General features: G+C 60.5%; 14 protein-coding genes. 9 read left to right on the top strand and 5 right to left on the bottom strand.

From position 1 onward, the window contains the following. The 3 genes from VGY55_14110 to VGY55_14100 all read left to right on the top strand — a co-directional run. Positions 1–1,646, top strand: a 1,646-nt coding sequence (locus tag VGY55_14110) for a SpoIIE family protein phosphatase (protein HEV2971103.1), incomplete at its 5' end; no start/stop codon positions are given. Between the two features lie 370 nt (positions 1,647–2,016). Further along, positions 2,017–2,745 carry a class I SAM-dependent methyltransferase gene (locus VGY55_14105; protein HEV2971102.1) on the top strand — a complete coding sequence of 243 codons (729 nt, stop codon included), beginning with the start codon at positions 2,017–2,019 and terminating at the stop codon, positions 2,743–2,745. A 753-nt stretch (positions 2,746–3,498) separates the two neighbouring features. Continuing rightward, positions 3,499–3,897: a VOC family protein gene (locus VGY55_14100; GenBank protein ID HEV2971101.1), complete on the top strand. Its 399-nt coding sequence runs from the start codon at positions 3,499–3,501 to the stop codon at positions 3,895–3,897. Between the two features lie 294 nt (positions 3,898–4,191). Here VGY55_14100 and VGY55_14095 read toward each other — a convergent pair whose 3' ends face one another. After that, complete coding sequence (locus tag VGY55_14095) at positions 4,192–8,628, bottom strand: autotransporter-associated beta strand repeat-containing protein (protein HEV2971100.1); 4,437 nt, start codon at positions 8,626–8,628, stop codon at positions 4,192–4,194. Positions 8,629–8,873: 245 nt separating this feature from the next. Between VGY55_14095 and VGY55_14090 the strand changes: the two genes are divergently transcribed. Next, complete coding sequence (locus VGY55_14090; protein ID HEV2971099.1) at positions 8,874–9,047, top strand: hypothetical protein; 174 nt, start codon at positions 8,874–8,876, stop codon at positions 9,045–9,047. Between the two features lie 394 nt (positions 9,048–9,441). Here the strand turns inward: VGY55_14090 and VGY55_14085 are convergent, their stop codons facing one another. The 3 genes from VGY55_14085 to VGY55_14075 all read right to left on the bottom strand — a co-directional run bounded on the left by VGY55_14085 (position 9,442) and on the right by VGY55_14075 (position 17,249). Further along, a complete protein-coding gene (locus VGY55_14085; protein HEV2971098.1) occupies positions 9,442–12,594 on the bottom strand; it encodes a hypothetical protein in 3,153 nt (1,050 codons plus the stop codon). Between the two features lie 127 nt (positions 12,595–12,721). After that, on the bottom strand, positions 12,722–16,603 hold the full coding sequence (locus VGY55_14080; protein HEV2971097.1) for a tetratricopeptide repeat protein: 3,882 nt from the start codon (positions 16,601–16,603) through the stop codon (positions 12,722–12,724). Between the two features lie 94 nt (positions 16,604–16,697). Next, positions 16,698–17,249 (bottom strand): ECF-type sigma factor, encoded by a 552-nt coding sequence (locus VGY55_14075; protein ID HEV2971096.1) that lies wholly within the window; start codon positions 17,247–17,249, stop codon positions 16,698–16,700. A gap of 974 nt (positions 17,250–18,223) precedes the next feature. Here VGY55_14075 and VGY55_14070 point away from each other — a divergent pair. From VGY55_14070 to VGY55_14055, 4 genes are all read left to right on the top strand, one after another. Further along, the gene (locus tag VGY55_14070) at positions 18,224–19,054 is read left to right on the top strand and encodes a hypothetical protein (GenBank protein ID HEV2971095.1); all 831 of its coding nucleotides are present in this window, start codon (positions 18,224–18,226) and stop codon (positions 19,052–19,054) included. 299 nt (positions 19,055–19,353) lie between these two features. After that, positions 19,354–20,205, top strand: coding sequence for a phage Gp37/Gp68 family protein (locus tag VGY55_14065; GenBank protein HEV2971094.1), 852 nt, complete (start codon positions 19,354–19,356; stop codon positions 20,203–20,205). 236 nt (positions 20,206–20,441) lie between these two features. Continuing rightward, on the top strand, positions 20,442–21,278 hold the full coding sequence (locus VGY55_14060) for a hypothetical protein (protein ID HEV2971093.1): 837 nt from the start codon (positions 20,442–20,444) through the stop codon (positions 21,276–21,278). 322 nt (positions 21,279–21,600) lie between these two features. Further along, positions 21,601–22,596, top strand: coding sequence for a DUF932 domain-containing protein (locus tag VGY55_14055; GenBank protein HEV2971092.1), 996 nt, complete (start codon positions 21,601–21,603; stop codon positions 22,594–22,596). On the opposite strand, the gene VGY55_14050 is transcribed toward VGY55_14055, so the two are convergent. Further along, entirely contained in the window at positions 22,593–23,303 is a 711-nt protein-coding gene (locus VGY55_14050) for a hypothetical protein (protein ID HEV2971091.1), read from the bottom strand. The genes VGY55_14055 and VGY55_14050 overlap by 4 nt on opposite strands. Before the next feature lie 488 nt (positions 23,304–23,791). On the opposite strand from VGY55_14050, the gene VGY55_14045 reads away from it, so the two are divergent. Further along, positions 23,792–24,421, top strand: a complete 630-nt coding sequence (locus VGY55_14045; GenBank protein HEV2971090.1) for a hypothetical protein — start codon at positions 23,792–23,794, stop codon at positions 24,419–24,421. Positions 24,422–25,151: the final 730 nt, after the last annotated feature.

The following is a 25,151-nucleotide window of genomic DNA, read 5'->3' as shown; positions in this document are numbered from 1 at the left end:
TCGATGGCCGAACCCACCTGACCGAATACGCCGTCGAGCACGATGCGACGTGGAAGGTTGTTCGGCAAGACGATAATCATGGATACGACGCGCGCACCCGCCCCTACTATCTTCTGGCAAAGAAGGAGGGCAGACTCGCTTGGACGCCACCCTACATGTTCTTCACCCAGGGAGTGCCGGGCATTTCCTGCGTGGTTCCCGTAAGCAATTCCGAAGGCCGGCTGCGCGGCGTGTTTAGCGTCGAGTTCGATCTCAATGCGCTTTCGGAATTCGTCGGCCGGCTGTCGGTCAGTGAGCATTCTCGCGCGTTCTTGTTCATGCCGGATGAAACTCTGCTGGCCCATCCCAACTTGCGAAATTTCCAGGGAAAGGGAGTTAAGGGCAAGGGCAGGTTGCTGACCTTGGCCGATACCGACGATCCGTTGGTCGACGCATTTCGCCAGCACGTGCTTCCGAACCACTTGCAGGGCAGCGACGGCGACTTCCATTTCTTCGAGTTCAATCACGATGGCGTTGGTTATTTGGCTTCGACCACGGTGTTTCCGATCAGCGATGGGCAATCTTGGGTCGTCGGGGTCGTGGCTCCGCAATCCGACTTCATGGCCGCGGCGTGGCGCACGCGCTATTACATGTTAGCCGCCGCCGCCGCAGTGCTGGTCATCGCATTACTGCTTGCGGCTTTGCTGGCCGGTCGCATTTCGGGGCCGGTGCATGCGCTTATCAATTTCATGCAGCGCGTTGGAAAAGGCGATTTGGACGCCCAAGCCGACCTTCATGGGAGCCGGGAATTCCGCCAATTGTCGGTTGCGCTGAATCAGATGATCGCCGACCTGCGCGATCGACTTCGTTTGCGGCATTCCCTCGACGTGGCAATGGATGTGCAACAGCAATTGCTGCCGCGGCGTCCGCCCGTAGTGCGCGGGTTCGACGTTGCCGGCCATAGCACCTACTGCGACGAGACCGGGGGAGACTACTACGATTTTCTCGTGGTCGACAAGCCGACTGCCGACCATCTACTGATCGCAGTCGGAGATGTTATGGGACACGGGGTGGCCGCCGCGTTGGTAATGGCCGGGGCCCGGGGCGTGTTACGTGACCGCGCCGACTCGACAGGCTGCCTCGCCGATCTAATGGGCAGATTGAATCGCATGATTACCGCCGACTTGGAAGGGAATCGGTTCATGACCATGCATTTGGGGGTCTTGGATCTCCGGCAAAGAATCTACCACTGGGTAAGCGCCGGGCACGACCCGGTTATAATCTTTGATCCGGCGGCAAAAAGCTTCGAGGAGCCCGACGCCAGTTCGATGCCGCTGGGAATCATGGAGGACACCGTTTACGAGGAGCATGTTTGCCGTTCGTTTCACCCGGGCCAAGTTTTCGTGTTGGGAACCGACGGCGTTTGGGAAATGCCGAATTCCGTCGGCGAACAGTTCGGCAAGCAGCGATTGCGAGATGCAATCCAAACCGCCAGCGAGGGAAGCGCGGAACAGATCGCGCAAGCAATCCGTGACGCACTGGCTAGATTTCGCGGCGACGCCAAGCCGGTCGACGATGTAACATTCGTCGTCGTAAAGACAATCGCCAGCGAGTCAGACGCACACAGTGAGGCGAGGCATACGCTCGCGATTCCGTTTGCGGATTAGGCGTAGCCTTTGCCAGTCCGCGTTGATCCAGAAGATGCGGCTGCTCCTTGAGCCGTCGGAATCCCGTCGGTCGGATCGACCAAGGTTGCGAAACTGTGTCGGTCGGGCGGTCCGAGGCGCCGACTACCGGTCTGATCAGCAACCAGGAGGAGCATGAACAGTTCAAATCCCGTCGGCCCGACACAGGGGGACGTTCATCGTGAATGAACGTCCCCTTTTTTGTCTTGTGAAGAGAGCGTGTCCGGCAGAATTGATCCGCACGCCCTTTGGAGTACCTCAGGGGCGTGCCACCCAAATTCACCCGCGCCGCCAGGTGTAAGAAGTGGTACATTCGACGGCAGAACATTATCCGTTTCCGAGAGAACCTAACATGTCCCAGTATGTTCCACGACGCGGATCCTACGGGATCGACGCCCCATATGCGTTTGCTTTCATCTCCTTCCTGGTCTTCCTGGAGCTGGCACTCGCCATCGACGAGGCGGTTACTTCCGGACGCTTCCGGTTCTTTTTTGCGGTGTTCTTCGTCTTCATGATCGCCGCGCTTTACCTGCACTTCACGCTTCGCGGCAAGTTTTTGGTTTGGGCCGAATTGCTGGACCAGTTAAATCTTCGAGGTGACGAACGCATTCTCGATATGGGGTGCGGTCGAGGCGCAGTTCTTCTTATGGCTGCTCAACGTCTCACCACAGGTCGAGCCGTGGGCGTGGACTTGTGGCGCGGCTTCGACCAATCGGGTAATTCTGCCGATGCAACCAGGCGCAACGCGGTAGCCGAGGGAGTGGCCGAACGCATCGAACTGCACACGGGCGACATGAGCGCCCTGCCCTTCGAGGACAATAGTTTCGATTTGATTGTTTCAAGTCTGGCCATCCACAACATTCCTGGGAGCGCCAGGGCAAAAGCCATCGACGAGGCTGTCCGGGTGCTTCGCCCTGGCGGCCGGTTAATGATCGTCGACGTTCGCGGGACGAGGCGGCATCAAGGACAGTTGATAAGGCTGGGGATGCTCGACGTGTCACGCCGTCGACCGGGCTGGCACCAGTGGTGGGGCGGCCTCCTGGGCGTGCTGCAGGCAACAAAGCCCTCAAACGGGAAATGATCTAATCTCTGGGATCGATGTATGCTTCTTCTTCGTCATCCGGCACTTTTATTGGCTTAATCTTTCTGATCGGAGGGACCTCGGAGATGTGAGCCGTGGCCGGCCAACTCCTGTAAGAGAAGGCAACCGTGGATAGGCGAAAAAGGCCACTTGGAGCGTGACATTGCGGTCATCGGAGGCCACAAGATCATTCCAGGAAAGGACTTCCATTTCTCACCTGTTTACGCAAGTGCCCTTCCCAGCCCCACACGCCCGCGACAAAAAGTTCTAACGGTGTCCAGTCGCCCCGACTTGTTTCAGAAACGAGCCCTTCGGCGAGAACGTCGAAGGGCTTTCTCATTGTGGGGACGAGAGTTGCCGCTTGAAGTTCGTGTTCAAGCTGATCAGTTCGTCCGTAAGTTGTTCCACAAGCTTTGGCACAACTTCGTTCGCAACCGCACAATCGGTGGTTCACATCCCGTCGCCAACTCAGGTAGGTGATTCAACATGCAGCTCGGATCCAGGTGTTCGCGATTGAATCAATTCGTTGCAGTCAACTACCCGTCCATTTTTGCTGCGCACGAATTGCTCGGTCATTCACCGGTCGCGAGTAAGACACGCCGAATCAGGCGCCGCCGTCGGCCGGGTCCGCATTACATTGTTGTGTAGTATACTGACTTTCGGGCGGCCCCGGCTGCTGAGCGGGTTCGTTACGCGGCGGCGGCAACTCCTGCCGTTCCATTATTTCCCTGAAGCCGGCGACTGGTGCTCCACATGGAAACGTCAACTCCCAACGAGGGCTTTGTCGCACGAGTAACGGCCACCCTCTCCGTGCGGGACTGGTCAGCGGCAATGCGGTTTTATCAATCGGCGTTCGGCGCAGCTGAGACGTACCGCGTCCCGGGCGGCGGTGTCGGCCGCCTCTCCGTAGATGGGGCGGAGTTCTGGGTAGCCGAGGAATCGAAGGAGTACCAGAACTTCAGCCCCGAGTCAATCGGCGGATGTTCGGTCCGTATGCTGTTGATCGTCGAGGACCCGGGACGGGTCTGTCAGCAGGCGGTTGCTGCGGGCGCGACTCAGGTCGTGCCCGTCGCGAAGCAGCACGGATGGATCTTGGGCCGGATCGTCGATCCATTCGGTCATCATTGGGAGGTGGGTCGGCCGGCCGAGTGATTTTGCCGTCGGCCGTCGGATAACCAGCCGCTGTCGTGGTCCGGCCCGCGTTGCGACTGTATTCTGTTCTGCTCCTCTGGCCTGCTCTGCGCGTCCCGTAGCCGAAGCACTAGCAGCGACAGAGTCAATTTATTGCTTAAAGGCGTACCGTTGCGCGCATCGGTCGGATCGACCGAGGTTGCGAAACTACGTCAGTCGGGCGGACCGCCGCGAGTTAGGCGGACGACAAGAATGCAGCGCCGAATACCCAGCCGACAATTCAAGAACAGGGCGTCGCGGCTGCGGTTGAGCGGATCAGACCGTTTGCGATCGGAAGTGGCGTCGGGCGAGCCGAGTGGTCACCACGCCCAAAACTGCAAAGAGCGCCAGCAGGAGCGTGGAGGGCTCGGGGACCGACGAGGCGTTGCCGATCAGATCGGAATCGCCGGCCGTTATTGGCGTCGGAGCGGGGCTGTCCGTGGCAGTGGTGGTCAAGTTGGCGGAATTGTTGACGCCTTCACCGAATGGGGCGCTAGGGGTTAGCGAGTCGGCCAAGGCAAATCCGCTCGACTCACCAAGAGGATTGCCTGAGGCGTCGCTGGCGTCGATCGTTACGAGACCTGGATTCTTGGACGTGCCGCCGATCACCAGCGCGCTTTGCACAATGTGATTGGCCGTCAAGTCGCTGCCGGCGTTGACTTGCGTCGTCCCGGAGCCGTCGATATTGCCGACTTGCTGATTGGTCCCGGAGACGAGAATTCCTGGCGCGTTGCTATTATTGATGACGTTCACGCGATTCGAGCCATTGGCCAGAGCGGAAACCGAGCCTGCCAATTCGAGCGTCGCGCCGCTGGAGACAACGGCCGTGACGCCCGTGCCAATCGACGGCGCGCCGGAGACGACGTTGAACCGCATCGTGCCCGTCGTTACAGAAAGCGTGCTGCCGTTGTTGAGCGTCGGGGCCGTGTCTACTTGTACAATGCCGCCGCCTGCCTTCACGAAGTTGCTGTTCCCGTTGTTGACGAACCCGCCTGCGAACGTGGCAGTCGCGTTTACCGTATTAAACGTCGCGGTCGCGTTGTTGGTCACGAGCCCTGTGAAAATCGCATTATTCTGTGCGACGGTGATCGTCTTGCCCCCTTCATTCGTCACCGGGCCATTGACCGTGGTCTGTCCTCCACTGAACGTGATACTTCCGTTGTTGTCCAAGCCCGTACCGCCGGTGGCGAAAGTTCCCCAGCCGCTGATTTCGCCCGTAGCGACATTGCTCAGCGGATGGTTATTGTTGTCGAATGTTCCCCCGGTCAGGTTGATGGTCCCCGCGTTCGTCGCCAGCCCGGAATTGACGACGAGTTCGTTGGTAGCGGAGGCACGGATCAAGCCGCCGGCGGGATTGACGAGAGGGCCGCTCAGAAACAGGATGCCGCCGAGCGGCTCGATGCTACCGTTGTTCGTAATCGCGTTGCCGATCGTGCCGACGCCACGGATCGAGCCGGTGTTGTTAATGGCCCCGCCGACGAGGTTCGCGGCGTTGGAGTTCAACTCGATCAGTCCGCTATTGGTGAAGGCCTGAGTCACGTTCAGCGTGCCGCTTCCGGGGGTCAGCAACCCGCCGCTGTTGCTGAAGGCGGTTTGGATCATCCCGCTCCCAGAGATGACGCCGCCGATGCCGTTGATCAGAGTGCCCGTCGCCCCCGTGATCGATCCACCGTTGAGGTTGAACGTGCCACTATTGCTGAACGTCGCGGCTCCGAGTCCGAGGTTGGCGGAAAGATTGAGGTTGCCCCGATTGACATTGTTGCCGGTCGGAATCAGGTTGAGCGTGCCGCCAGTCATGGTAAACGTCCCTTCGTTATCCAGGCCGGCGCCGTTGAGCGTGACCGTCTGGTCCGTGGTCAGCGTGAAAACGCCGTCGTTTTCCATGCCATTGCCGGCGGTGAAGTCCGCACCGAGAACCACAGTTCCGAGATTCGTCAAGCGGCCACTAAACGTGCCGCCACTGTAGTCGAAAGTGGCCTGATTCAAGACATTGCCCGTCAGCGAGCCGCCGTCCATTGCGAACGATCCGCCGGCGATGTTCGTTGTGCCCGTATAGGTATTGTTTGCGAAGGTTATGAACCTGCCAGCGCCGACTTTGGTGATCCCGAATCCGCCGCTGATCGGGCCATTGAGGGTGAGAGTTGCACTTGCCAGAGGCACGCCGATGGTGGTGTCGGCGGTCAGGGTCGTTCCGCCGGTGAGTCCGATGAGAGAGTCGCCTCGGCTCGAATCCAAGAGCGCGCCATTCCCCGCGATGCCGGCGCCCGCGAGGCTCAGATTAGCGAACGTCTGACTTTGGCCGGTTGTGTCAAAAGCACCACTGTTGACAGTGACGCTGCCGAGGTCAAAGATCTGTTCGTCACCGGTGCCGCCGAGTTGAACGAGTCCGCCGTTGATGACTAAGCCGGGCTGGCCGATGGCATGGACAGCCGGAGAAATGCTGCTCGTCTTGGCGAGGATCACTGTTCCGGCGTTGACCACCATGCCAAGGTTGAAGTTGTCCGCCGTCCCGCTCAAGATCAGAGTGTTGCTGCCGATCTTCGTGAGCTGAAATACATTCGGGGGGGATGGATTAGAGACGCTTCCGCTGAGAGTGATTTGGCCAATGCCGCCGATGGTGGCTGAACCGCTGTTGCCGAAGGGGCATTGGATGTTTCCGGCATAACTGGCGGCGTTCGCGCTACTGTTGATCAGGGCGCCGTTGCCCCCCACGCCGGTGCCGGAGAGTACCAAAGAATTTGCTCCGATCGCTTGTCCCGCGAGGTCAAGCGTTGCGCCGTTGGAAACATTGATGCTGTTGGCCGTACTGCCGGGCGCACTCGCGCTGCCGAGTGCGAGAGTCCCAGCCTGGATTGACACGCCGCCTGTGAAGGTGTTGTTGCCGCTCAGCGTGAGGGTCCCGACGCCCGACTTCGTGAGCCCCAAGCTTCCGCCGCCGGGGCCGTCCTGTACGATGCCGGGAAAGGTGTTGGCGGCCAAATTGTTGACGGTCAAAAACGCGCCATTCGCGTTGGCATTTTGGACGACCGGCGTTCCGACAACGGCGCTGGACGTGAGGCTGCTAACGGTGACGCTGTTGCCATTGAGGCTCAAGATCCCTGTCCCGAAACTGGTGGAACTGAAGGCAACGGAGTTAGGAGCACTCGAATTGAGAGCGCCGGGATTGCCGACCTGCAGCGTGCCGCCACTGATCGTCACGCCACCGGTGAACGTATTGTTCCCGCTGAGTGTGAGTGTGCCAAAGTCAGTCACAAGCAAGGCGCCGGCGCCGCCGATCGCACCGCTCAATTGAAGATTAAGGGTACTGGGAACATCGAACGCGCCGGTGCCTCCGGTGGCCAGCGTGAATGGCATGTTGCTTGTTCCGCCGCCTAGTGCGAGTGTGGCGGTCTGACCGCTGGAACCGAGCGTCACGCTCGTATTATTGCCCAAGACTCCGTTCGTACTGGCATTGTTAATCGACTGAAACGTGTAAAGAGTGCCTTGTTGCACTGCGAGACCGCCGCTGAATGTGTTCGTTCCGCCGAGACCTAGCTGTCCGAGCCCGGTCTTGGTGAGCGCGAAGTTCCCGCCGATGGCATTGTTCAACTGAAGGTCGCCGGCGCTCTGGGCGACGCCGATCGTGGCGTTACCAATGAGAGTGGTTCCGCCGGTGAGCGTGATCCTCGAGAAGGAGGCGGCCGAGTTGACCAGCGCGCCGGCGCCTCCGATGCCGGTTCCCTGGAGATTGAGCGTCGAGAAGGTTTCGCTTTGGCCATTGGTGTCGAACGCACCGCTGGTGACTGTGACGCTGGCGCTGTCGAAGATCTGATCTCCACCCGTGCCGCCGAGTTGTGCGATTCCACCGTTGACGGAGAGACCGAGCGCGCCGATGGCATGTACATCCGGATTCGGGGAGCCACTGCTCGTCTTGGCCAGAACGACCGTACCGCTGTTGACCGCGACCGCGAGACCGGTGTTGTCGGTCGCGCCGCTCAACGTGAGCGTATTGTTACCGACCTTGGTCAGCACTTTGTTGCCGCCGTTGACGGTCCCGCTGAGCGTGATGTTCCCGGCGCCGCCGACGGTGAATGGGCCGCTGGCGGTAACCGTTCCGGCATAACTGGCTGCGGCGGCGCTGCTGTTGATCAGGGCGCCGTTGCCCCCCACGCCGGTTCCGGAAATGCTCAACGCGTTTGCCCCGATCGCCTGCCCACCGAGATCGAGAGTGGCCCCAGCGATTACGCTGACGGCGTTGGAGGTGCTGCCCAGTTCTCCGGCGTTGCCAAGCGCCAGCGTGCCCGCGCTGACGGTCACGCCGCCGGTGAACGTGTTGTTGAACGTGCCGACGTTGAGGAGCAGCGTGCCGGCGCCGCTCTTGGTAAAGCCCTGCGTGCCGGCCAGCACCGCGCTGATTGTGGCGGTGTCGTTGTTCACCGTGATGGTCGGTGTGCCGGATGAGACGGCGAGTGTCAGGACGTCGAAGAAATTGCCGTCGTTGTCGAGGATCCAGTTGTTGCTCGGAGTCGTATCGCCGAATTTCAGTTGGCCGATCGTCCTCGCGGTGTCGAGGTGGACCGTATCGTCGGCTGTGATATTGATCGTGCTGAAGTCGGCGATGCCGTCGGTCCCGTTGGCCACGACGCCGCCGGACCAGTTCGTCGTCGTCGACCATAACCCGCCGCTCGTTGTGTTCGTCCACGTGCCGTTGACGGCCAGCGCGGGACGGGCCACGCCGAAAGCGCACAAAAGAGCGAGCCAAATTCTAGTCCAAGCCGGCCGGACTCGTCGCCGGCCAGAGACGCTCGTCGCGACGGTGAAACGATGCGACCTGCTCATACAGTCCTCCAAGTTGAGAGAAATCAAGATGGAACCGCCATTCGTGGGTTGGTCCGGCTCCACGGTGGGGAAAAGTCGTAAGCGTCCGATGTAGCCTCTTGGGCGGAGACACGCGAAGGTCGCCTCGTTGGTAGCAGCGTTTGCCGTCGTTCCCTCGCGCGCTCCTGGCCAGTCAGCTTCACGAGATTGCTCGTGACGAGGCTGTCGTTGGCACGGGCTCGATCAAGAAAGCGACGGAGTTCCTCGGGCGATCTCTGGTCGATCGCCTCGAAGAAAAGGGATTCTACATCTGGACGGACATCGTTCATGGATGAACTCCTTACGACGCTCTATCTTTCAATGCCCCGTTCGAAGACAGATTGCACCGAAAATCTTGAAATTTTTCGGAGAATCCCGGCCGGCGTGATGGAGAGTCCACCGGAGGTATTTCTCTTCACGAAGCCGAGCGTAAAGCCAGGCCCTGGCGTATGCCCAATGCCGGTCGGCTACGCGCCGCGTCAGCCCTAAAGAGCGCGCAGCTTCCCCGAGGCTGGCGATGGCCACCCCCGTCCAGCCGTGCGGGTCGAAAGCGCGTCGGTCGGATCGACCGAGGTTGCGAAACTACGTCGGTCGGGCGGACCGGAGCGCGTTGGACTGATGACAGGAATTCAGCGTCGAGCACCGAACCAACGAGCCAAGAGCAGAGTGTCGCGGCCGCCGCCGAGCGGATCAGACTGTTTGACATTGGAAGTGGCGTCGCACGAACTGGGTGCTAATCACACCCAAAACCGCAATGAGCGCCAGCAGGAGCGTGGACGGTTCGGGCACCTGCGAGGCATTGCCGGTCCCAACGGAATTGCTTGCTGCCGGGACAGCCAGATCGGTGCTGTCGGCGGCAATGCTGCTTAAGTTGGCGGAACTGATGACGCCCGCTCCGAACGGTCCGCTGGGCGTCAGCGAGTCAGCCAAGGCAAATCCGCTCGGCTCATCTAGCGGATTACCGTTGGCATCGCTGGCGTCGATCGTCACAAGGGCCGGGCTTCCTGAAGTGCCGCCGATCGCCAGGGCGCTTTGAACGATATGATTTGCCGCGAGATCACTTCCGGCATCGACCTGCGTGGTGCCGCTACCGTCGATGTTGCCGACTTGCTGATGCGTGCCGGAGACAAGGATGCCCGCAGGGGCAGTGCTGCGGTTTGTGATGTTCACACGATTCGGTCCGTTGGAAAGTGCCGATTCGGAGCCGGCCAATTCCAAGGTCGCGCCGTTGTTGACTGTCGCGGCGACGCCCGCGCCGATTGTGGCCACCCCGCTGGTGGCCTTGAATCGCAAGGTGCTGGAATCGTTTACCGCCAGCGAACTGGCCGTATTGAGCGTCGGGACGCCATCGACTTCGAGCGCGCCGCTGCCCCCTTCGGAGAACGCAGAATTGGCGTTGTTCGTAAATGTGCCGCCGAAGGTGCCGCTGGAGCCGCCGGCGAAGACGGCGGTCGTGCTGACGATGTTGAACGTCCCGCCGCCGTTGTTGGTCACCAATCCTGTGAAGATCGCCGGGTTGTAAGCCACCACGATCGTCTTGCCATTTTCGTCCGTGACCGGGCCGTTTACCGTAGTGACGCCGCCGGAGAAAGTGATGCTCCCGTTGTTGTCGAGTCCCGTGCCGCCGGTGCGGAAGATGCCCCAGCCGCTGATCTGACCGGTATTGTTCAGCGGGTGACCATTGTTGTCGAACGTGCCGCCGGTGAGATTGACAATTCCGGCGTTCGTCGCCAAGCCGCCGGTGACAAGGAGCTTGGCCCCGGAACCGGCTGTGAGCATTCCGCCGGCCGGATTTGTCAACGCTCCGCCAAATGAGAGCGTGCCTCCGAGGGCCTCGATTGTGCCCGTGTTGGCAACCGCGCTGTTGACGATTCCCAATCCCTGAAGAGCGCTGTGGTTGGCGATGGCGCCCCCGCCAAGGCGGGCGGTGCCGTCTGAAAGTGCGATGACTCCATTGTTCGTCCAAGCTCCGGTAATGCTCAATGAGTTTCCGGCAGCCACGCTGATTGCGCCATCGGCGTTGTTCGCGAACGCGCCTGTGATATTTCCGTTGCCCTGAACGAGACCATCGTTCGTGATACCGCCGCTCAGAGCCATGACACCGCTGGCCGACAACGTGCCAAAGTTGGCGAGCGGCGAAGCGACGGTGCCGCGGCCTTGGATCGTGCCGCCGAATTCGTTGACAAGCGGCCCGGTGCCGGCGACCGTCCCGCCGTTGAATGTGAGCAAGCCAAGATTGTCCAGCCCATCGCCGTTGGCGGTGACGATTTGCCCTGCGGCAACAGTCATCGACGTGTCGTTCTCAATTCCACTGGCGGCTGTGAAGTTGGGGCCGAGACTGACCGTTCCCTGATTGCGCAGTTTGCCGTTGAACGCGCCGCTTTGATAGTTGAAGACTCCCTGATTCTGCAGCGTGCCATTCACCGTGCCGCCGGCCTGCGTGAACATCGCCGCGTAGAGCGTGCTGCCGGCATCCTGTTCGATCGTGCCGGTCGGGCTGAGCGTGAGCGTTCCGGTCACGTAGTGCGCGCCGCCGGCGCCAAGCGTCAAGCTGAATGGTCCCACGCCTCCCAACGTTTCGTTGCCGGTGACCATCAGGGTTTGTCCGGCGCCGAGCGACAATGCGGCCCCGAAGGCGTTGCCGGTTGTGGGGCCCGCCGTCCCATTCGAATCGAACGTCACGTCGGTCGTGAAGTTAACGGTGCCGGCCGTCCAATTGAAGAGCGCGGGATTGCCGATCAGGTACAGGCCTCCGGCGATATTCACAATTCCGCCGCTGAGATTGTAAGCCCCGGGTGCTGGACCGATCCCAAGCGAACCTAACACATTGACGACGCCACCGGTTTGCGTGAAGGTCCCAGGACCGCTATAATAACCGACAAAGAGTGCCCCGCAATTCAGCGTGCCCCCACTGAGGTTGTAGGCACCGGCACTTGTAAAGGCCTCGCTTCCGACACTGAGCTGCGACGGATTATTGGCGCCGCCGTCCTGGTTGAACGTGCCGGTGCCGTGGCTGCCGACGAGTTCAAGGCCGGCTGTAAGAGTGCCTCCGTGCAAGTTATAGGTGCCAGACGAACCACTCCCCTGGCTGACAATCACCAGCGAGGTGCTGTTCGTTCCCCCGGACTGGGTAAAGATGGCCGTGGAGTTGCTCCCCCATCCGATAATTTCTTCTCCAGTAGTCGTATTCATCGAGAGGATGCCGCTGTTCATGACATACGTGCCCGATGAGCTGGCGTTGAACCCCAGGTAAAGTTGGCCATTCGTGCTCGTGAACGAATTTGTGCCTCCATTCTGCGTAAACGTTCCGGTGCCGCTATAACCGACGACCTCGCCGGTGTTGCCCGAGGCGAGGAGCGATCCGGTTCCGCTGAGGTTGTAATAGCCATTATCGGTCGGATTCAGGCCCAGATAGAGGGCCGTGCCGTTGATCTTGTTGACGCCGCCGGATTGATTGAACGTGCCGCTGCCGTTGCCGGCCGACCAGCCGACGTATTCAAAGGCCGACGTCAGGTTATTGGCCGCCATCGAGAAGGTTTCCGTGTCGGTCGGCATCCCCCCGGTCAAATCGACCGAGAGAAAGGCGAGCGTGAGGCCGGGGCCGGTGTAGTCGTAGGTGATTGTGCGGCTGACACCGTCGGTATTGAGGACGTTAGCCGTGTCGCCGCCGGCCGGCACGCCTGCGGGCGACCAATTGCCGGGCACGCTCCAGTTGCCATCGCCGGCATTCCAGTTGTATGTCACGGCCAAGGCCCGGCGACCGAGTGACGCCGCCACTATTGCCGCCACCAGCAACACGCTGAGAGCCGCATTACTGCGTCCCCCAATGGCTTGACGATTCATCCCACACCTCTTGAAATCGTGAACGGTTGTGAAAGTCCAACCCGCATCAACCCCTCCGAGACAAGACGCCGGCACTGCAGTTTTGACTATCGCAAATGGCGCCGTCCACTCGGTAAGTCACCTCGTCTCATTCGGCCTTCGAGGCCGAGCGTTGTGATTGTTGGTCGGATTTCGGTCGATCGGTCGCCGGCGGCGACGATGGGCTGGATCCGGTCGTGGGTACATCATCGTGGACTGGCTTGCCCTTGAAGAGAAAATGCCATTGCTTATGGTCTGTCGAGAAGGATTCATTGGTCTGACTCAGCCGGACCCATAACTTTCGGCCCGCGTCGTAGAGTTCGACATAGTTCGCGGTGGACCCAGTCATCTTGAAGCGTGCAGCGATCTTCCCATTCTTCATTTCGACCCACTCGGAATCTCCCATCTCGTAGGAGCCTGGCACGCCGTGCTCGTCGGCGGGATACGCCCATTTCGTGACCCTTGGCGGTGGGAGTTTCTCGTCCGGCGCCGCGGGAATCTCCGCCAGCAGGTTCTTGAAGTCGTCGCGGGAGCGGAGCGCGTCCAGATTGTGGTCCAAGTCTAGCTTCGCGCGCTGTTCCGAGTGCTTGAAATGGCCGGCGGCATTTGATTGCTTGAGCAACTCGACCGCTCGCGCCGCATAGCGCTCTTGCAGTGCCTGTTCGTCGGCTGAAAGCTGGCCCTTCGAGTCGGCCGGTTTCAATCCCCCGGCGCAAAGCGCGTATCCTTGGGCTGCCTGGAGCAGATTCTCGCCGCTGACCGGCCTGAGCGCCGCCAGCTTTTCCGCCGTCGCCGCAGCTTCGGCGTGCTTACCCTGACGGGCCAGCGCGCGGCTCCGAATGCCCAGCAAGTCTGGGATTTCTTTCTTCGGTCGCCCCAGAGCAAAATCCAGATTGTCGATCGCCCGCTCGGCTGCTTGGGACGACCCAAACGCCTTCCGCTGCGCGGCGAGCCATGCTTGGTACGTGCGTTGATTGGCGATCTTCCCGTCCTGATCCAGCTTCTCGAGGATCGCAACGCCCTGAGCGTAACAGCGCGTCGCCGCCGAAAAATTCTCGTTCGCGATTTCAAAATCGCCAAGGTGTCCAAGACTCCAGGACAAGTCCGTTTGGGCCTGGGTGCTCTGTGGATCGTCGTGTGCCAGCTTTTGAAAGATTTCCAAACTTATCTGGTAGTCGTCACGCGCGGCCGTCGTATTGCCCAAGTGCAGCTCGACGTCTCCGAACTTTTCGTGCGAAACGGACAACTCGTGCTGGGCATGGGCGTCTCGTGGATCGTCGCGCGCCAGCTTCTGGCTGATTTCGAAAAACTTCTGGTAGTCGTCACGGGCCGTCGCCGCATCGCCCAGTTTCAAGTTCAGATCCCCAAGATTTAGGTACGAAGCCGTCAAGTCGGCTCGGACTAGGGCGTTTTGGGGATCGTCGCGCGCCAGCTTCAGTTCGATTTCGATAGACTTCTGGTACTCTTCGCGTGCTGCCGTCCCATTGCCCAATTCCTTGTTTACGCCCGCCAGCCTGCGGTACGATTGAGCAAGATTGCGTCGGTCGACGGCGTTCTGCGGATCGTCGCCCGCCAGCTTTTGACGGATTTCCAAGCCTTTCTGGAAGGCGTCGCGTGCGGCCGACATGTCGCCCAGTTGTTGGTTGACATCTCCCAGGTTTATGTGCGAACGGGACAAATCGCGCTGGGCCTCGGCACTCAGTGAATCGTCATGTGCCAGCTTCTGACAGATTTCCAGATGAATCTGATATTCATTACGGGCAGCCGCCGCATTGCCCAGTCGCAGGTTCGCATACCCCAGCCTTTCGTGCGCCAGGGCCAGGTCGCGTTGGGCCTGGGCGCTTTGCGGATCGTCGTGTGCCAGCTTCTGACAGATTTCCAAGCTTTGCTGGAGGACGTCGCGGGCAGCGGCCGCGTTGCCCAATTCCAGGTCGACATTCCCTAGATTGCCGTACTCAATCGATAGGTCGCGCTGGGCCAGAGCGCTTTGCGGATCGTCGTGCGCCAGCTTTCGGTCGATTTCCAAACACTTCTGGAAATCGTCGCGGGCGGCGACCGTGTTGCCCAATTCGAGATTCAATTCACCCAGCTTGCTGTATGAAACGGCCAGATTGCGTTGGACGTAAGCGTCCTGCGGATTGTCGTGCGCCAATTTCTGTTCGATGCTGAAATACTTGTCGAAAGCCTCGCGAGCAGCCGGCAGGTTGCCTAATTGCAGGCTCAAGTCCCCCAGCGATTGGTACGCAGCACCGAGGTCGCGTTGGGCGTGGACGTTCTTCGGATTGTCGTGCGCCAGTTTCTCGGCCACGTCGCGGGCGATTTGGAACTGCTTGCGCGCTTCCTCGGTGCCGCCGCTCTTGGGACCGCCGGCCAGCAAGAATACGTCTCCCAATTGGATATGACTCCATACCAAGGCGTGATCCGCATTCGGGGCAACTTCCAAGGTGCGAGCGACCTGCTTCAGGCCTTCGATGGCCGTGCTCAGTAGACTGCGCCGAACCTCATGAGCCCCTGGCACGCCTTCCAATTTGGACGCGATTTCGAATACGACCGAGTTTAAGGTCTTGAGAGCCAATTCACTTTGCCGATCGGCGCGGTCCCGCGATTGACGCTCGACTTCGGCCAGTGCCGCTTTCTCCTGCGCGAGTTTGTCGGCCGCGTGCCTTTGCTCGGCCTCGGCGTCAAGGGCCTGGCTCGCCCGGACCAAGCCCCAGGTTGTGCCCATGATGCCACCAACCAGTGAGAGCAACACGAGCGCCGCCGCCAACACTGGACGCTTGTTCCGCCGCAAGAACTTCCGCAGCCGATAGCCAGCCCGCGGCGGACCGGCCTGCACCGGCTCATCGTGGAGATATCTTGTGATGTCGTCGGCCAAGGCGTTGGCAGTCTCGTAGCGCCGGCCGCGGTCCTTCTCCAGCGCCTTCATCACGATCCAATCCAGATCGTATTGCACCAGCTTCGTCAATCGTTGCGGCTCCAATCTGCGCAGTGCGGCAATGCTCGCCAACTCCTCGGAGCTGGACAGACGCGTGCTCGGGCGCGGCGGCTCGACCTCGCGGATCAGCCGCAGCATCTCCGCGAATGCTGCGCTGCGCAACTGCTGGCTGGTGAAGGGAGGCGAGCCGGTCAGCAATTCGTAGAGCAGCACGCCGAGCGAATAGATGTCGGCCCGCGTGTCGATGTCCAGATTGTTCAGCTCTGCCTGTTCAGGGGCCATGTATTCCAGCGTCCCGACGATACTTCCGACCTCGGTGAACATGGTCCGCTCGGTGAGCGTCTGGCCGGTCGCCTTGGCCACGCCGAAGTCGATCACCTTGGGAACCGGCCGGCCGTCGTACAGCGCGATGAGCACGTTGGAGGGCTTGATGTCGCGATGGATGATCCCTTTCTGGTGGGCATGCTGGATGGCTTGGCAGACAGGGATGAATAGCTCCAGTCGCTCGGCCGGCGTCAGATGTTCGTGGTCGCAATAGCGGGTGATGGGGATACCCTTGACCAACTCCATGACGAAGTACGGCCGGCCGGTTTCGGTGGCGCCGGCATCGAGGGCCCGGGCGATGTTGGGGTGGTCCATCATCGTCAGCGCTTGACGTTCCTGATCGAAACGTGCCACCACCTTGGCCGAATTCATGCCCGCCTGAATGATCTTTAGCGCCACTCGACGGCGGACGGGATGCTCTTGCTCGGCCATGTAGACCGTGCCCATGCCCCCTTCGCCCAACTTTTGCAAGAGCTTGTAGGGACCAATTTGGCTGCTGGGACCTTCGTGAAGCGGAAAATCGCTCGTAACTTCGGGCGACGGCGCCGCAATGAGGGGGCTCTCCAGAAAGCTCCCGGCACTTGCGTATGCGTTCAGCAAGGCGTCGACCTTGTGACGAATCTCTGGCGCCGCCGCACACACTTCGTCGAGGTAGGCCGTCCTTTCTGCCTCCGATGGAATATCCAGGGCACGGCCAAATATCGATCGGACGTTGAGCGATTCAGCGGACATGACGGCGATCCTGACCGATAAAAGAGACGCTAATATACAGTGCGACGCTCGTGGCCAAACTGTGCCACAACCAATTCGAAAAACTCGCGGCGACCTAATTCAATTGCTGGTACAGCCAGGCCCGGGCGTACGCCCAATGGCGGTTGACCGATCGCACGGAAATGTTCAGCGCCAGCGAGGTTTCCTCAATCGTCAGCCCGGCGAAATAACGCAGTTTCACCACTTCTGCGACCTGAGGCTCTTCCGCCGCCAGCCGTTGGATTGCGTCATCGAGTGCGAGAAGGTTGTCGTCGGCCTCGCTAGGCACCTGAAGCTGGCTGTCGAAGTCGACGCGTTGCAACTGTCCGCCGTGCCGTCCTCGTTGCTTGCGTCGGGCATTTTCCACGAGGATGCGCCGCATCGCTTCAGCCGCGGCAGCAAAGAAGTGCCCGCGACTATTCCAGTGCTGGGCGACGTCGCCATCGACCAATCGCAGATAGGCATCGTGGACCAGCGCCGTCGCCTGGAGTGTCTGCCCAGGTTTTTCCTGGGCCAGCCGCTGGGCGGCTAGCCTGCGCAATTCGTCGTAAACGAGCGGCAAGAGTTGCTCGGCGGCCTGGGGATCGCCTTGCTCAACGGCGAAAAGGATGCGCGTGACTTCGTTCATCTGCACCACCACAACTGAAGCCGCGATGGACGTGCATTGAGTCTAGCCGCTCGCTTGGCCAACTGCCACAAATCAGCCCGCACAGTCGCCGCAAGAATATATCCGCCGACGCCGCGAAGTCACGATTCGAGGGACCCGGTCGCCTGTGAGATCGCTGGGTGGGCGGCGATGGTTGCCCCGTTCAGCCGTGCGGGTCGAAAGTGCGGCGGTCGGATCGACCGACGCCGCGAAACGGCGGCGCTTTGATCGACCGAGGTAACTTCTCTCCGCGCTCGCGCGCCGGTTCGACACGCCCACGTTGTCCCGAATTCTGTGCCCGACGACGAAACTATCGCTGCCGCTTCGCTTCGCCGCTTCGACCGACCGCCTCCCCACACCGAGGCTGTGGTTGCCGCTTCGAGACCTAGTCACGGAAACAACGAGACGGCTTTCAGCCAGTCCCGATCCGCTCGACCGAACGCCGGCGTCTTGCCGAAGCCAGAGAAGCTTCTTCAACTTCGCAGATCTCAAGATTCTGATTGAGCCGGCTTCCTCTCCGCAACTCAGCGTCCAGCTAGTGGCGTTGACCGAATGCGACGCGCGCGTCGCTTTCCCGATAACCCGCGTTGCGCTCTGCATCGTCGGTCGGACGCACTCGACGTCAATCGCTCGAACGCCTTTTGGGATTCGGCCTTAGACGGCCAAACGTACGTGACGACCACCGACAAATCGCCGCAGCCCATGCTGGGATAACCCAGACGACTCTGAAGCCTTCGGGACCCCCAAGCGCTCCCATCAAACGACTTGCGCGTTGCCTTGCAGCCGCGGCCGGGCGGTTTCCCGATTCCGACGCGCTTCGCAGCCCCTTCGAACATTTGTTCCGTTCGTTCTCAATTGCGCCGACGGATCGGAATTGCGACAAGGTTATTGGGCCGTGCTCTGTATGAGCATCAGCCGCAAATAACCCGCACTTCTTTCTTAATAGGAGCCCGATCGTGTCAAAGCGACGTCACCGCGTAACGTGGATCACCGACATCCATCGCAATTCCTTTGGGACCGAAAACTGTGAGGGAGTGGACTATCAAAAGGCCGTTGAGAATACTCGGCGAACAAAGCCCAAATCAGTTTTGCTAAACACGGATTTCGCCGAAGCGTCCGAGCTGGTTCAGTTCTTGAAGCAACTGCAATACGACGTGGGCGGCTGTCCGCTGTACTTCACGGTAGGCAACCACACGCGTTGCAACTCGATCCATCAAATCCGCAGCGAACTCAAGGAATACCTCACGGACACTCCCACGATCACGCACGTCGGTGCCTGCGATCAGCCAATTGCGCTCACGGAATCGGTCGCCCTGGTCGGCTACGACGGATGGTCGGAAGCAAGTTTTGAGCGATGGCCCCCCGAACTGGAAAACCTCAAACGAGACGCTCGCATCCCGACTCGCTGCGCTGACTGCCACAGACTGTCCCAGCGGCCAGATAGTGCCGCTGTCAAAGCATCCGTCGAACTGATTTTCATGCTTTCCCAAGCAGCGCGGCAATTCCCAATTGTCCTGTTGCTGACCCAATTGCCGCTCTGGCCAGCCCTCTCCGATATCGACGACGTGTCCAGCAATTATCCTGATGTCCCACTGCTAGCCTCCCCGTTAGCTGGCGAACTCGTCGAGGCTGAAATGCAGGAGAAGCCCGAGTGTAACTTGACGGTCCTCTGCGGCCACGTTCAACGCACGGCGTGCCACGTTCCATTGCCCAACGTCGAGGCACTCACCGGCCAGGCCCAAACGATGCCTCCCGGCGTGCGGATCGTCCTTCGACTTCCAAATTGACTCGCCGAGGCTCGTATGGCACTCGTCGCGTCGCCGATCCCGGCCGCCTCCTCGCAGGCGCCGAGGACTGACCTCACCCACGCGCTGGTTGGGCGACCAGCAAATCGTCCAACCAGTGTCCGTAATCCCTTTCGCAGCCCACTGATTCTGTCGCCGCGTCGGGGGGTCGATTTCGCTGGCCGCCCGGGATTGCGACAGATCTTTTGTGCAGCGGTCCGTCCGGATCCCGCACAAGAGTCGCGGTCACGAACCGGTGGTCATCGCGTTTCCGAATTCCAATCCACCTGTTAGGAGCCACCATGAGCGCCAATTCCAAAATCGAATGGACCGAAGCTACTTGGAATCCCGTCCGCGGCTGTAAGAAGATCAGCCCCGGCTGCACGCACTGTTATGCCGCAACGTTCGCCGAACGGTTCCGCGGCGTCAAAGGGCATCCCTACGAGCAGGGCTTTGATCTGCGCCTCGTGCCCGAGAAGCTCGCAGAGCCGCTGAAATGGCGCAAGCCCAAGACCATCTTCGTCAACTCGATGAGCGATCTATTTCAAGCGGGAGTCCCCGACACCTATGTGGAACTAGTCGTCCGAGTCATGCAGTGGGCCGACTGGCACACCTATCAGGTGCTGACCAAACGGGCCGAACGCCTGCGCGACTTTCTGCGTACGCAGCCGGAGGACGTCGCTGCCGCAGACCATATCTGGTGGGGAGTCAGCGTCGAGGACCGCAAGTACGGCCTCCCCAGAATCGACGCCCTCCGCGATGCGCCTGCTGCGGTACGATTTCTCTCGATCGAGCCGCTCCTCGAGGACTTGGGCGATCTCGACCTCACGGGCATTCACTGGGTCATCGTCGGCGGCGAAAGCGGCGCCGGCGCCCGCCCGATGGACGAGTCATGGGTCGTGAGGATTCAAGAGCAATGCCAAGCCGCCGGCATTCCGTTCTTCTTCAAACAGTGGGGAGGCGTGCAGAAGTCCAAGACCGGGAGGCTTTTGAACGGGCGGACCTTTGACGAGATGCCGCCGCGAACAGCGAGCGCCGCCGCAGACCCCCGACTATGTGCCTGGCTGGTCGATCTCGTCGGCCGAAATGCCAAAAACGCGGGCTTCGCTCCCCCGGATCAAGACGGAAAATCGCCGTCAGCGCCGTGCGGCTAGGCCGAATCATTGCCCGGTTGATCAACCCCTTTGCGTCGATCGCCGCACCGGTATCGGTGCGGCGAAATCGGCCCTCGGTGCTCGCGTCGAATTGTCCCTCACGTTCAGCGCGATAGCCGGAAAGCATCCGCGTCGTTTCGCCGACGGCATGGAATTGCGACTTGGTAATTGGCGGCGCTCCGTGTCGGAGCGCCCCGAATTACCCGCCACACTCCCGTTTATTAAGGAACGAAACCGTGAACGACACTTCGCTACGACTCGCTTGGCTGACCGACGCCCACATGAGTTCGCCTGCTTACAGCGGACAGACCGGACTTCCCTACGGAGACTTTGTCCGGCTCGCCATCCGCGACCGCATCGACGCTGTCCTGACCGAGGGCACTCTCGCCGAAATCTCGCGACTCGTTGCCGCTTCTGAGCAACTCAGGGACGAATCACATCCCTGCCCCCTCCTATTCACCGTTCGCGAGCCTGGATTCGCGCACAAGTCCATCGCGGATTTCCAGCAGCCCATCAAGCGACTTTGCACACGCTCCCAGTATCTGCACTACCTAGGCGCTGACGACGAGCCGCTCCCGCTCAGCAAATCTCTCGCTTTGGTGGGCCACGATGGCTGGGCTGACAGCCGCTATGGCATGGACGATCCTTCCGTCCACGACGACACCGACCGCGACACACTCGGCTCGACCTCGCGTCCCGATCAATTCCTCGCCCGGAGCAACCTCGACGGCTTGGCCGACGAAGCGGTCGATCGCCTGTTCCACGTGCTGTGCAAAGCCGTCAAGCATTTCCCCCGGGTCGTTCTCTTGACGGCTGTGCCCCCGTGGCTCGAACTCTGTTCATTCGGCGAACGGCTCCGCCAGTATCCTTACGCCCCGATCTACTCCTCGGCAACTGCTGGCTTTGCCATCGAGCAGGTTATGAAGCAAGCGCCCCACTGTAAGCTCGTCGTGCTCAGCGGCCGCTGCGGAGCTTTTGCCAAGTTCCGCCCGCTGCCAAACATCCTCGCGTTCTCAGGAGATGAACGACGCAGCCCGGACGAGGTCTGTAGCATCCTTCGATTGGCTGCGTAGGCATCGCCGTATCACCGTGCGAACGCCGGCGATTTCCAAGTGGGATCGCCCGCTTAGGACCGACCGCTGCTCAGGCTCGTCGGTGTTCGCTTTGTTATGCATCGCCGCGCCACCAGCCGCCATATCTCATTGGTAGACGCTCTTTCGCAGGGGGCCAAGGGTAGAGGGACGATTGCCGACCGATCGCGGCGAGGACGCGAAATATGCGGCCCCGCCCCGAGAGGTCGGTGGTGCATCAAGGTTTTTCGGCAGTGTTCCACGTGGGACCGCTGCCCAAGGTTGATCGAATTTCGTAACTGTTCGACTTGAAAGGAGAAATCGCATGACGAATCTGCTGCGGGCGAATCAAGAACTCTTCCGGCGGACGCCGGACGAGTGCTTCGAGTCGTTGGACGAGTTGGCGGCCTACTGCCAACGGCAAAAGGAAAAATCCCAGGATCGCTGGGAGGCGCCGGCGAATTTTAACGCTGTCGTCGGAAGCTCGGGCCAGTTGTCTCTGGCGGTCGGCACCGATGGTGCCTGCCTGATGAACGACTGGAGCTTCGGCCAACTCTGTCGGTTGGCGGGAGTCGCTAAGGATACCGTGAATCGGCTCCGGCCGGAAACGGCCTGCCAGGTCTTCTCGGAAACGCTGCCGCGGTCCAATCGGCCGCTCCAGCTTTTCACGCAAGGGGACCTAATCCGCTCCATTCACGGAAGCGGATACACGCGGCTCCATGACGCCGATGTGATTCAAATGCTTCGTGAGACAGCAGTCGGCTTCGAGCCGCCGCAGAAGGCGTTCAACGGAGCGACAGGATTGTACGCGGGGGAGCAGGATCTCTTCTGCTTCCTCATCGACCCCTTGGGCTGGACCGAGATCGAGGACGAGGCGTTCGCCCCCGGCTTCTTCGTCTGGAACTCGGAGGTCGGACGCCGGTCGTTTGGAGTGCAGACTTTCTGGCTCCAAGCGGTGTGTCAGAACCACATCGTGTGGGATGCCGTCGAAGTCGTGGAATTTTCCCGCAAACACACGGCCAGCGTTACCGCGTCGCTCGATGAGATGCGGCGGCTGGTGGAAGCCCTCGTGCAGAAGCGGGATGAGCGGAAGGATGCCTTCGTCAAGGTCGTCGCCAAGTCGATGAAAGAGTCGCTGGGCGAAGACGCGGACGAGGTCCTCAAAGCGTTGGCCGGCCACGGCATCAACCGGGCCTTGGCCAAGCAAGCCCTGGAGATCGCCCGGCAACGCGGCCGGTTCACGATCTTCAGCCTGGTCGATGCCCTCACGCGACTCTCCGGCGAAATCAAATACGCCGGTGATCGCTTGGACTTCGACTAGAAGGCCAGTGCCTTGTTGGCATTGGCTGCGTGACGGTTCGTTTGTTTCGTTGTTTGTTTGTAACTTTTTGATGAAAGGAGAACGTAGCTATGTCGAACGGCAATAAACCAGTCCATGAAGTGCGGCTGGGACGCATCAAGGCCGCCATTTGGGCGAACGAGACCCAAAGCGGCGTCCGCCACTACGTCACCATCCAGCGGATTTACCGTGATGGCGAGCAGTGGAAGACCAGCGACAGCTTCGGTCGCGATGACTTGCCGATGGTGATCAAGGTCGCCGATCTGGCGCACACTTGGATCTTCCAGCAAAGTCATCCGGCGAACGGGCAGCAGTCGAGCGGCCAGCAGGAGCATGACCTGCCCTACTAGCCGATGATGCTGCTCCGCTGGATCAGAGAGGTTCTTGTCAAAGGCTTTTGCACCGCCGAACCTCTCTCTTTGGATGACTGTTCGTTTCCAGTCTCTTGCCGCGACCATCGGTCGCAGACGAGGAGTACCATGTACTTTGTGCAGTGCCCGCGGTGCGGAGATCCGGTCGAGATTCCCGACGAGGCCGTCGGGAAGGACCGGACCGACCCGTGGAATGTCGTCGGCTGCGACAACTGCGACTGCACGTTCGATTTCGATGACGAGGACGTACAGTTCGTGCCCGACGCGCCGCCAGTGCGGAAAGATTGAAGGTTCGTTGTCCACGGTTTTCGATTCCACCCCCGGCCCGCTGGAAAGGAGCGGGCTTTTCTTGCCGCACGTGCGTTCTCCCAAGGCTGAGGCGATCTTCGATCGCGACGACCGGGCGGCGGACGAGACCCCTCGGAATCGGACCAACAAAGGCAGGTGTTGGCGTGGATTGTGCGACGGCGAGGGCGAGTGTGGACACGCCTGAGGGCGGCACACGCCTTCGTCGTCCCATCCTCGTCGGGGCCAAGGGCCTCCGGCCTCACGGGGCGGGCCCCGACGATGACAGGCCGACGAAGGCAGGTGAGAGCCGTTGATTAAAACCGGACCGCCTGAACGGCGATCCGAGTTCTTTGAAGCTTTCTGCTTCGGGTAGTTCTCAACTGCACACTGTCTCCGAGGTCCGCCGCACGCGGCGGACCTTCGAGACCGGTGGCGTGTGCATCACGGTTTTGCACTCGGTTTTCGAGCTACGCAGAAAGGAAGGCTGTTATGAAACTGCTAAGGTCCGGAGGTGAGCCATGACCGCCAAACGGCGTGCAAACCTCGACGATTTGCTGGCGGCGATTGAGTCGATCACTGACGAGATCAAAGTTCTCGTCTCGGCGGTGGACGATCTCCGCTGTGAAATTGAATGGCAGGTCCGAAACGCAACGGTCGCCGAGTCGCCGACTGTTTCCGCATTGTCGGAAGTGGACGACCGCTTCGAGGAGGTAGGGGAGTCGCAACTATCATCGCCCCCGACCCACGCGCCCGACGATTCGCTGCTTTCGGCAGCCGGCCGGCTTCGAGCCTTCGAGCGGGCGTGTTCCCAAGGTCCTCGCACTCCGTGGTCGGACGAATGGGCCACGAGCGACGATTTTGAGATTCCCGCCGGCCGATTGGTTTCAGTCGACGCGGATTTGTGGAGTGCAGTGCTGGATATCCGCCCGGCCCACGTAATCCGCGAAGGCTGTTGCTGCGAGGAAGGAATCGGCGCGCCGTACCTCTTGGCATGGCGAATTGGCGATGAGTTCTTGCTCCGTGAGTTGACCGACGACGAGGCCCGCAAGCTGCAAGAGCTTTGTTTGGACACTCAATCGGAAGAAGCAACTGGCCAAGAACGCCAAGTCTGCCGGGCAAATGCCGAAGCCCAAATCGGGCTGTTTTGAGATCGCCCAGATCTCAATGAGGTTCGACCAGCACGCGCTCGCCGACCTCAGCGTACAGCCAACCTCCTTTTTACCGAACAATGCGCGAAACTCGTCCGGTTTTTTGCAGGACGGACTAAGTCGAGGCAGGTACCTCGGTGGGAACCGGTTCGGCGGAGCCAGCCGCATTGGTCCTTGGGCCAAGAACTCTCGAAATCGCGGCAGATGTCGCCCGAATCCGCGCTCCAACCCAGGGTTCAGAAACGGGCACAAGATCAATAAGGTTCTCGCGCCAAGTCTTCGTCCCTTCGAGAATATCGCCTCGCCATTTTGAAGCAAGCAATCGCTGAATCGGACTTACGATTCCAGCGTTTATCGACATCAACATGGCGCGAACAAGTAGTTGTTGCATTCGTGACTGATCGGTCGAAGTTTCAATAGCGTACGCGACGATGTGCGGAAGACGTGTTGCCCAGTCCTCGTAATATCGCTGCTGAAACTCGTCCAGGGCCCTTGGAGTCTCGGCGGTTTGTGTCCGCCGCGTTTCGCTAGTTGGAAGCGTTTGGAAAGTTTGCGAAGAAGCACGTTTCTACTGTTGTGATCTACGGATGATTTCGTAACCTGAGCTGAGCCTCGTCGATCCCAATCCGAGGCTCGTTGATCCCTTGCCGAGGCGTTTGCCTTTGAGGATTGCCTTCAGAGCCGCGGCGAGCACGTTGCCGATCAGGCCGAGTTCCGCAGTCCCGCTACC

The sequence above is a fragment of the Pirellulales bacterium genome (assembly GCA_035939775.1).
GTDB lineage: Bacteria > Planctomycetota > Planctomycetia > Pirellulales > DATAWG01 > DASZFO01.
This window is presented reverse-complemented; position numbering and strand designations above follow the sequence as displayed.

What these genes read in the sequence shown, in the direction of transcription:
- VGY55_14105 (HEV2971102.1), top strand. Translation starts at nt 2,017, where the DNA reads ATGTCCCAGTATGTTCCACGACGCGGATCCTACGGGATCGACGCCCCA.
- VGY55_14045 (HEV2971090.1), top strand. Translation starts at nt 23,792, where the DNA reads ATGACCGCCAAACGGCGTGCAAACCTCGACGATTTGCTGGCGGCGATT.
- VGY55_14065 (HEV2971094.1), top strand. Translation starts at nt 19,354, where the DNA reads ATGAGCGCCAATTCCAAAATCGAATGGACCGAAGCTACTTGGAATCCC.
- VGY55_14085 (HEV2971098.1), bottom strand. Translation starts at nt 12,594, where the DNA reads ATGAATCGTCAAGCCATTGGGGGACGCAGTAATGCGGCTCTCAGCGTG.
- VGY55_14055 (HEV2971092.1), top strand. Translation starts at nt 21,601, where the DNA reads ATGACGAATCTGCTGCGGGCGAATCAAGAACTCTTCCGGCGGACGCCG.
- VGY55_14100 (HEV2971101.1), top strand. Translation starts at nt 3,499, where the DNA reads ATGGAAACGTCAACTCCCAACGAGGGCTTTGTCGCACGAGTAACGGCC.
- VGY55_14075 (HEV2971096.1), bottom strand. Translation starts at nt 17,249, where the DNA reads ATGAACGAAGTCACGCGCATCCTTTTCGCCGTTGAGCAAGGCGATCCC.
- VGY55_14080 (HEV2971097.1), bottom strand. Translation starts at nt 16,603, where the DNA reads ATGTCCGCTGAATCGCTCAACGTCCGATCGATATTTGGCCGTGCCCTG.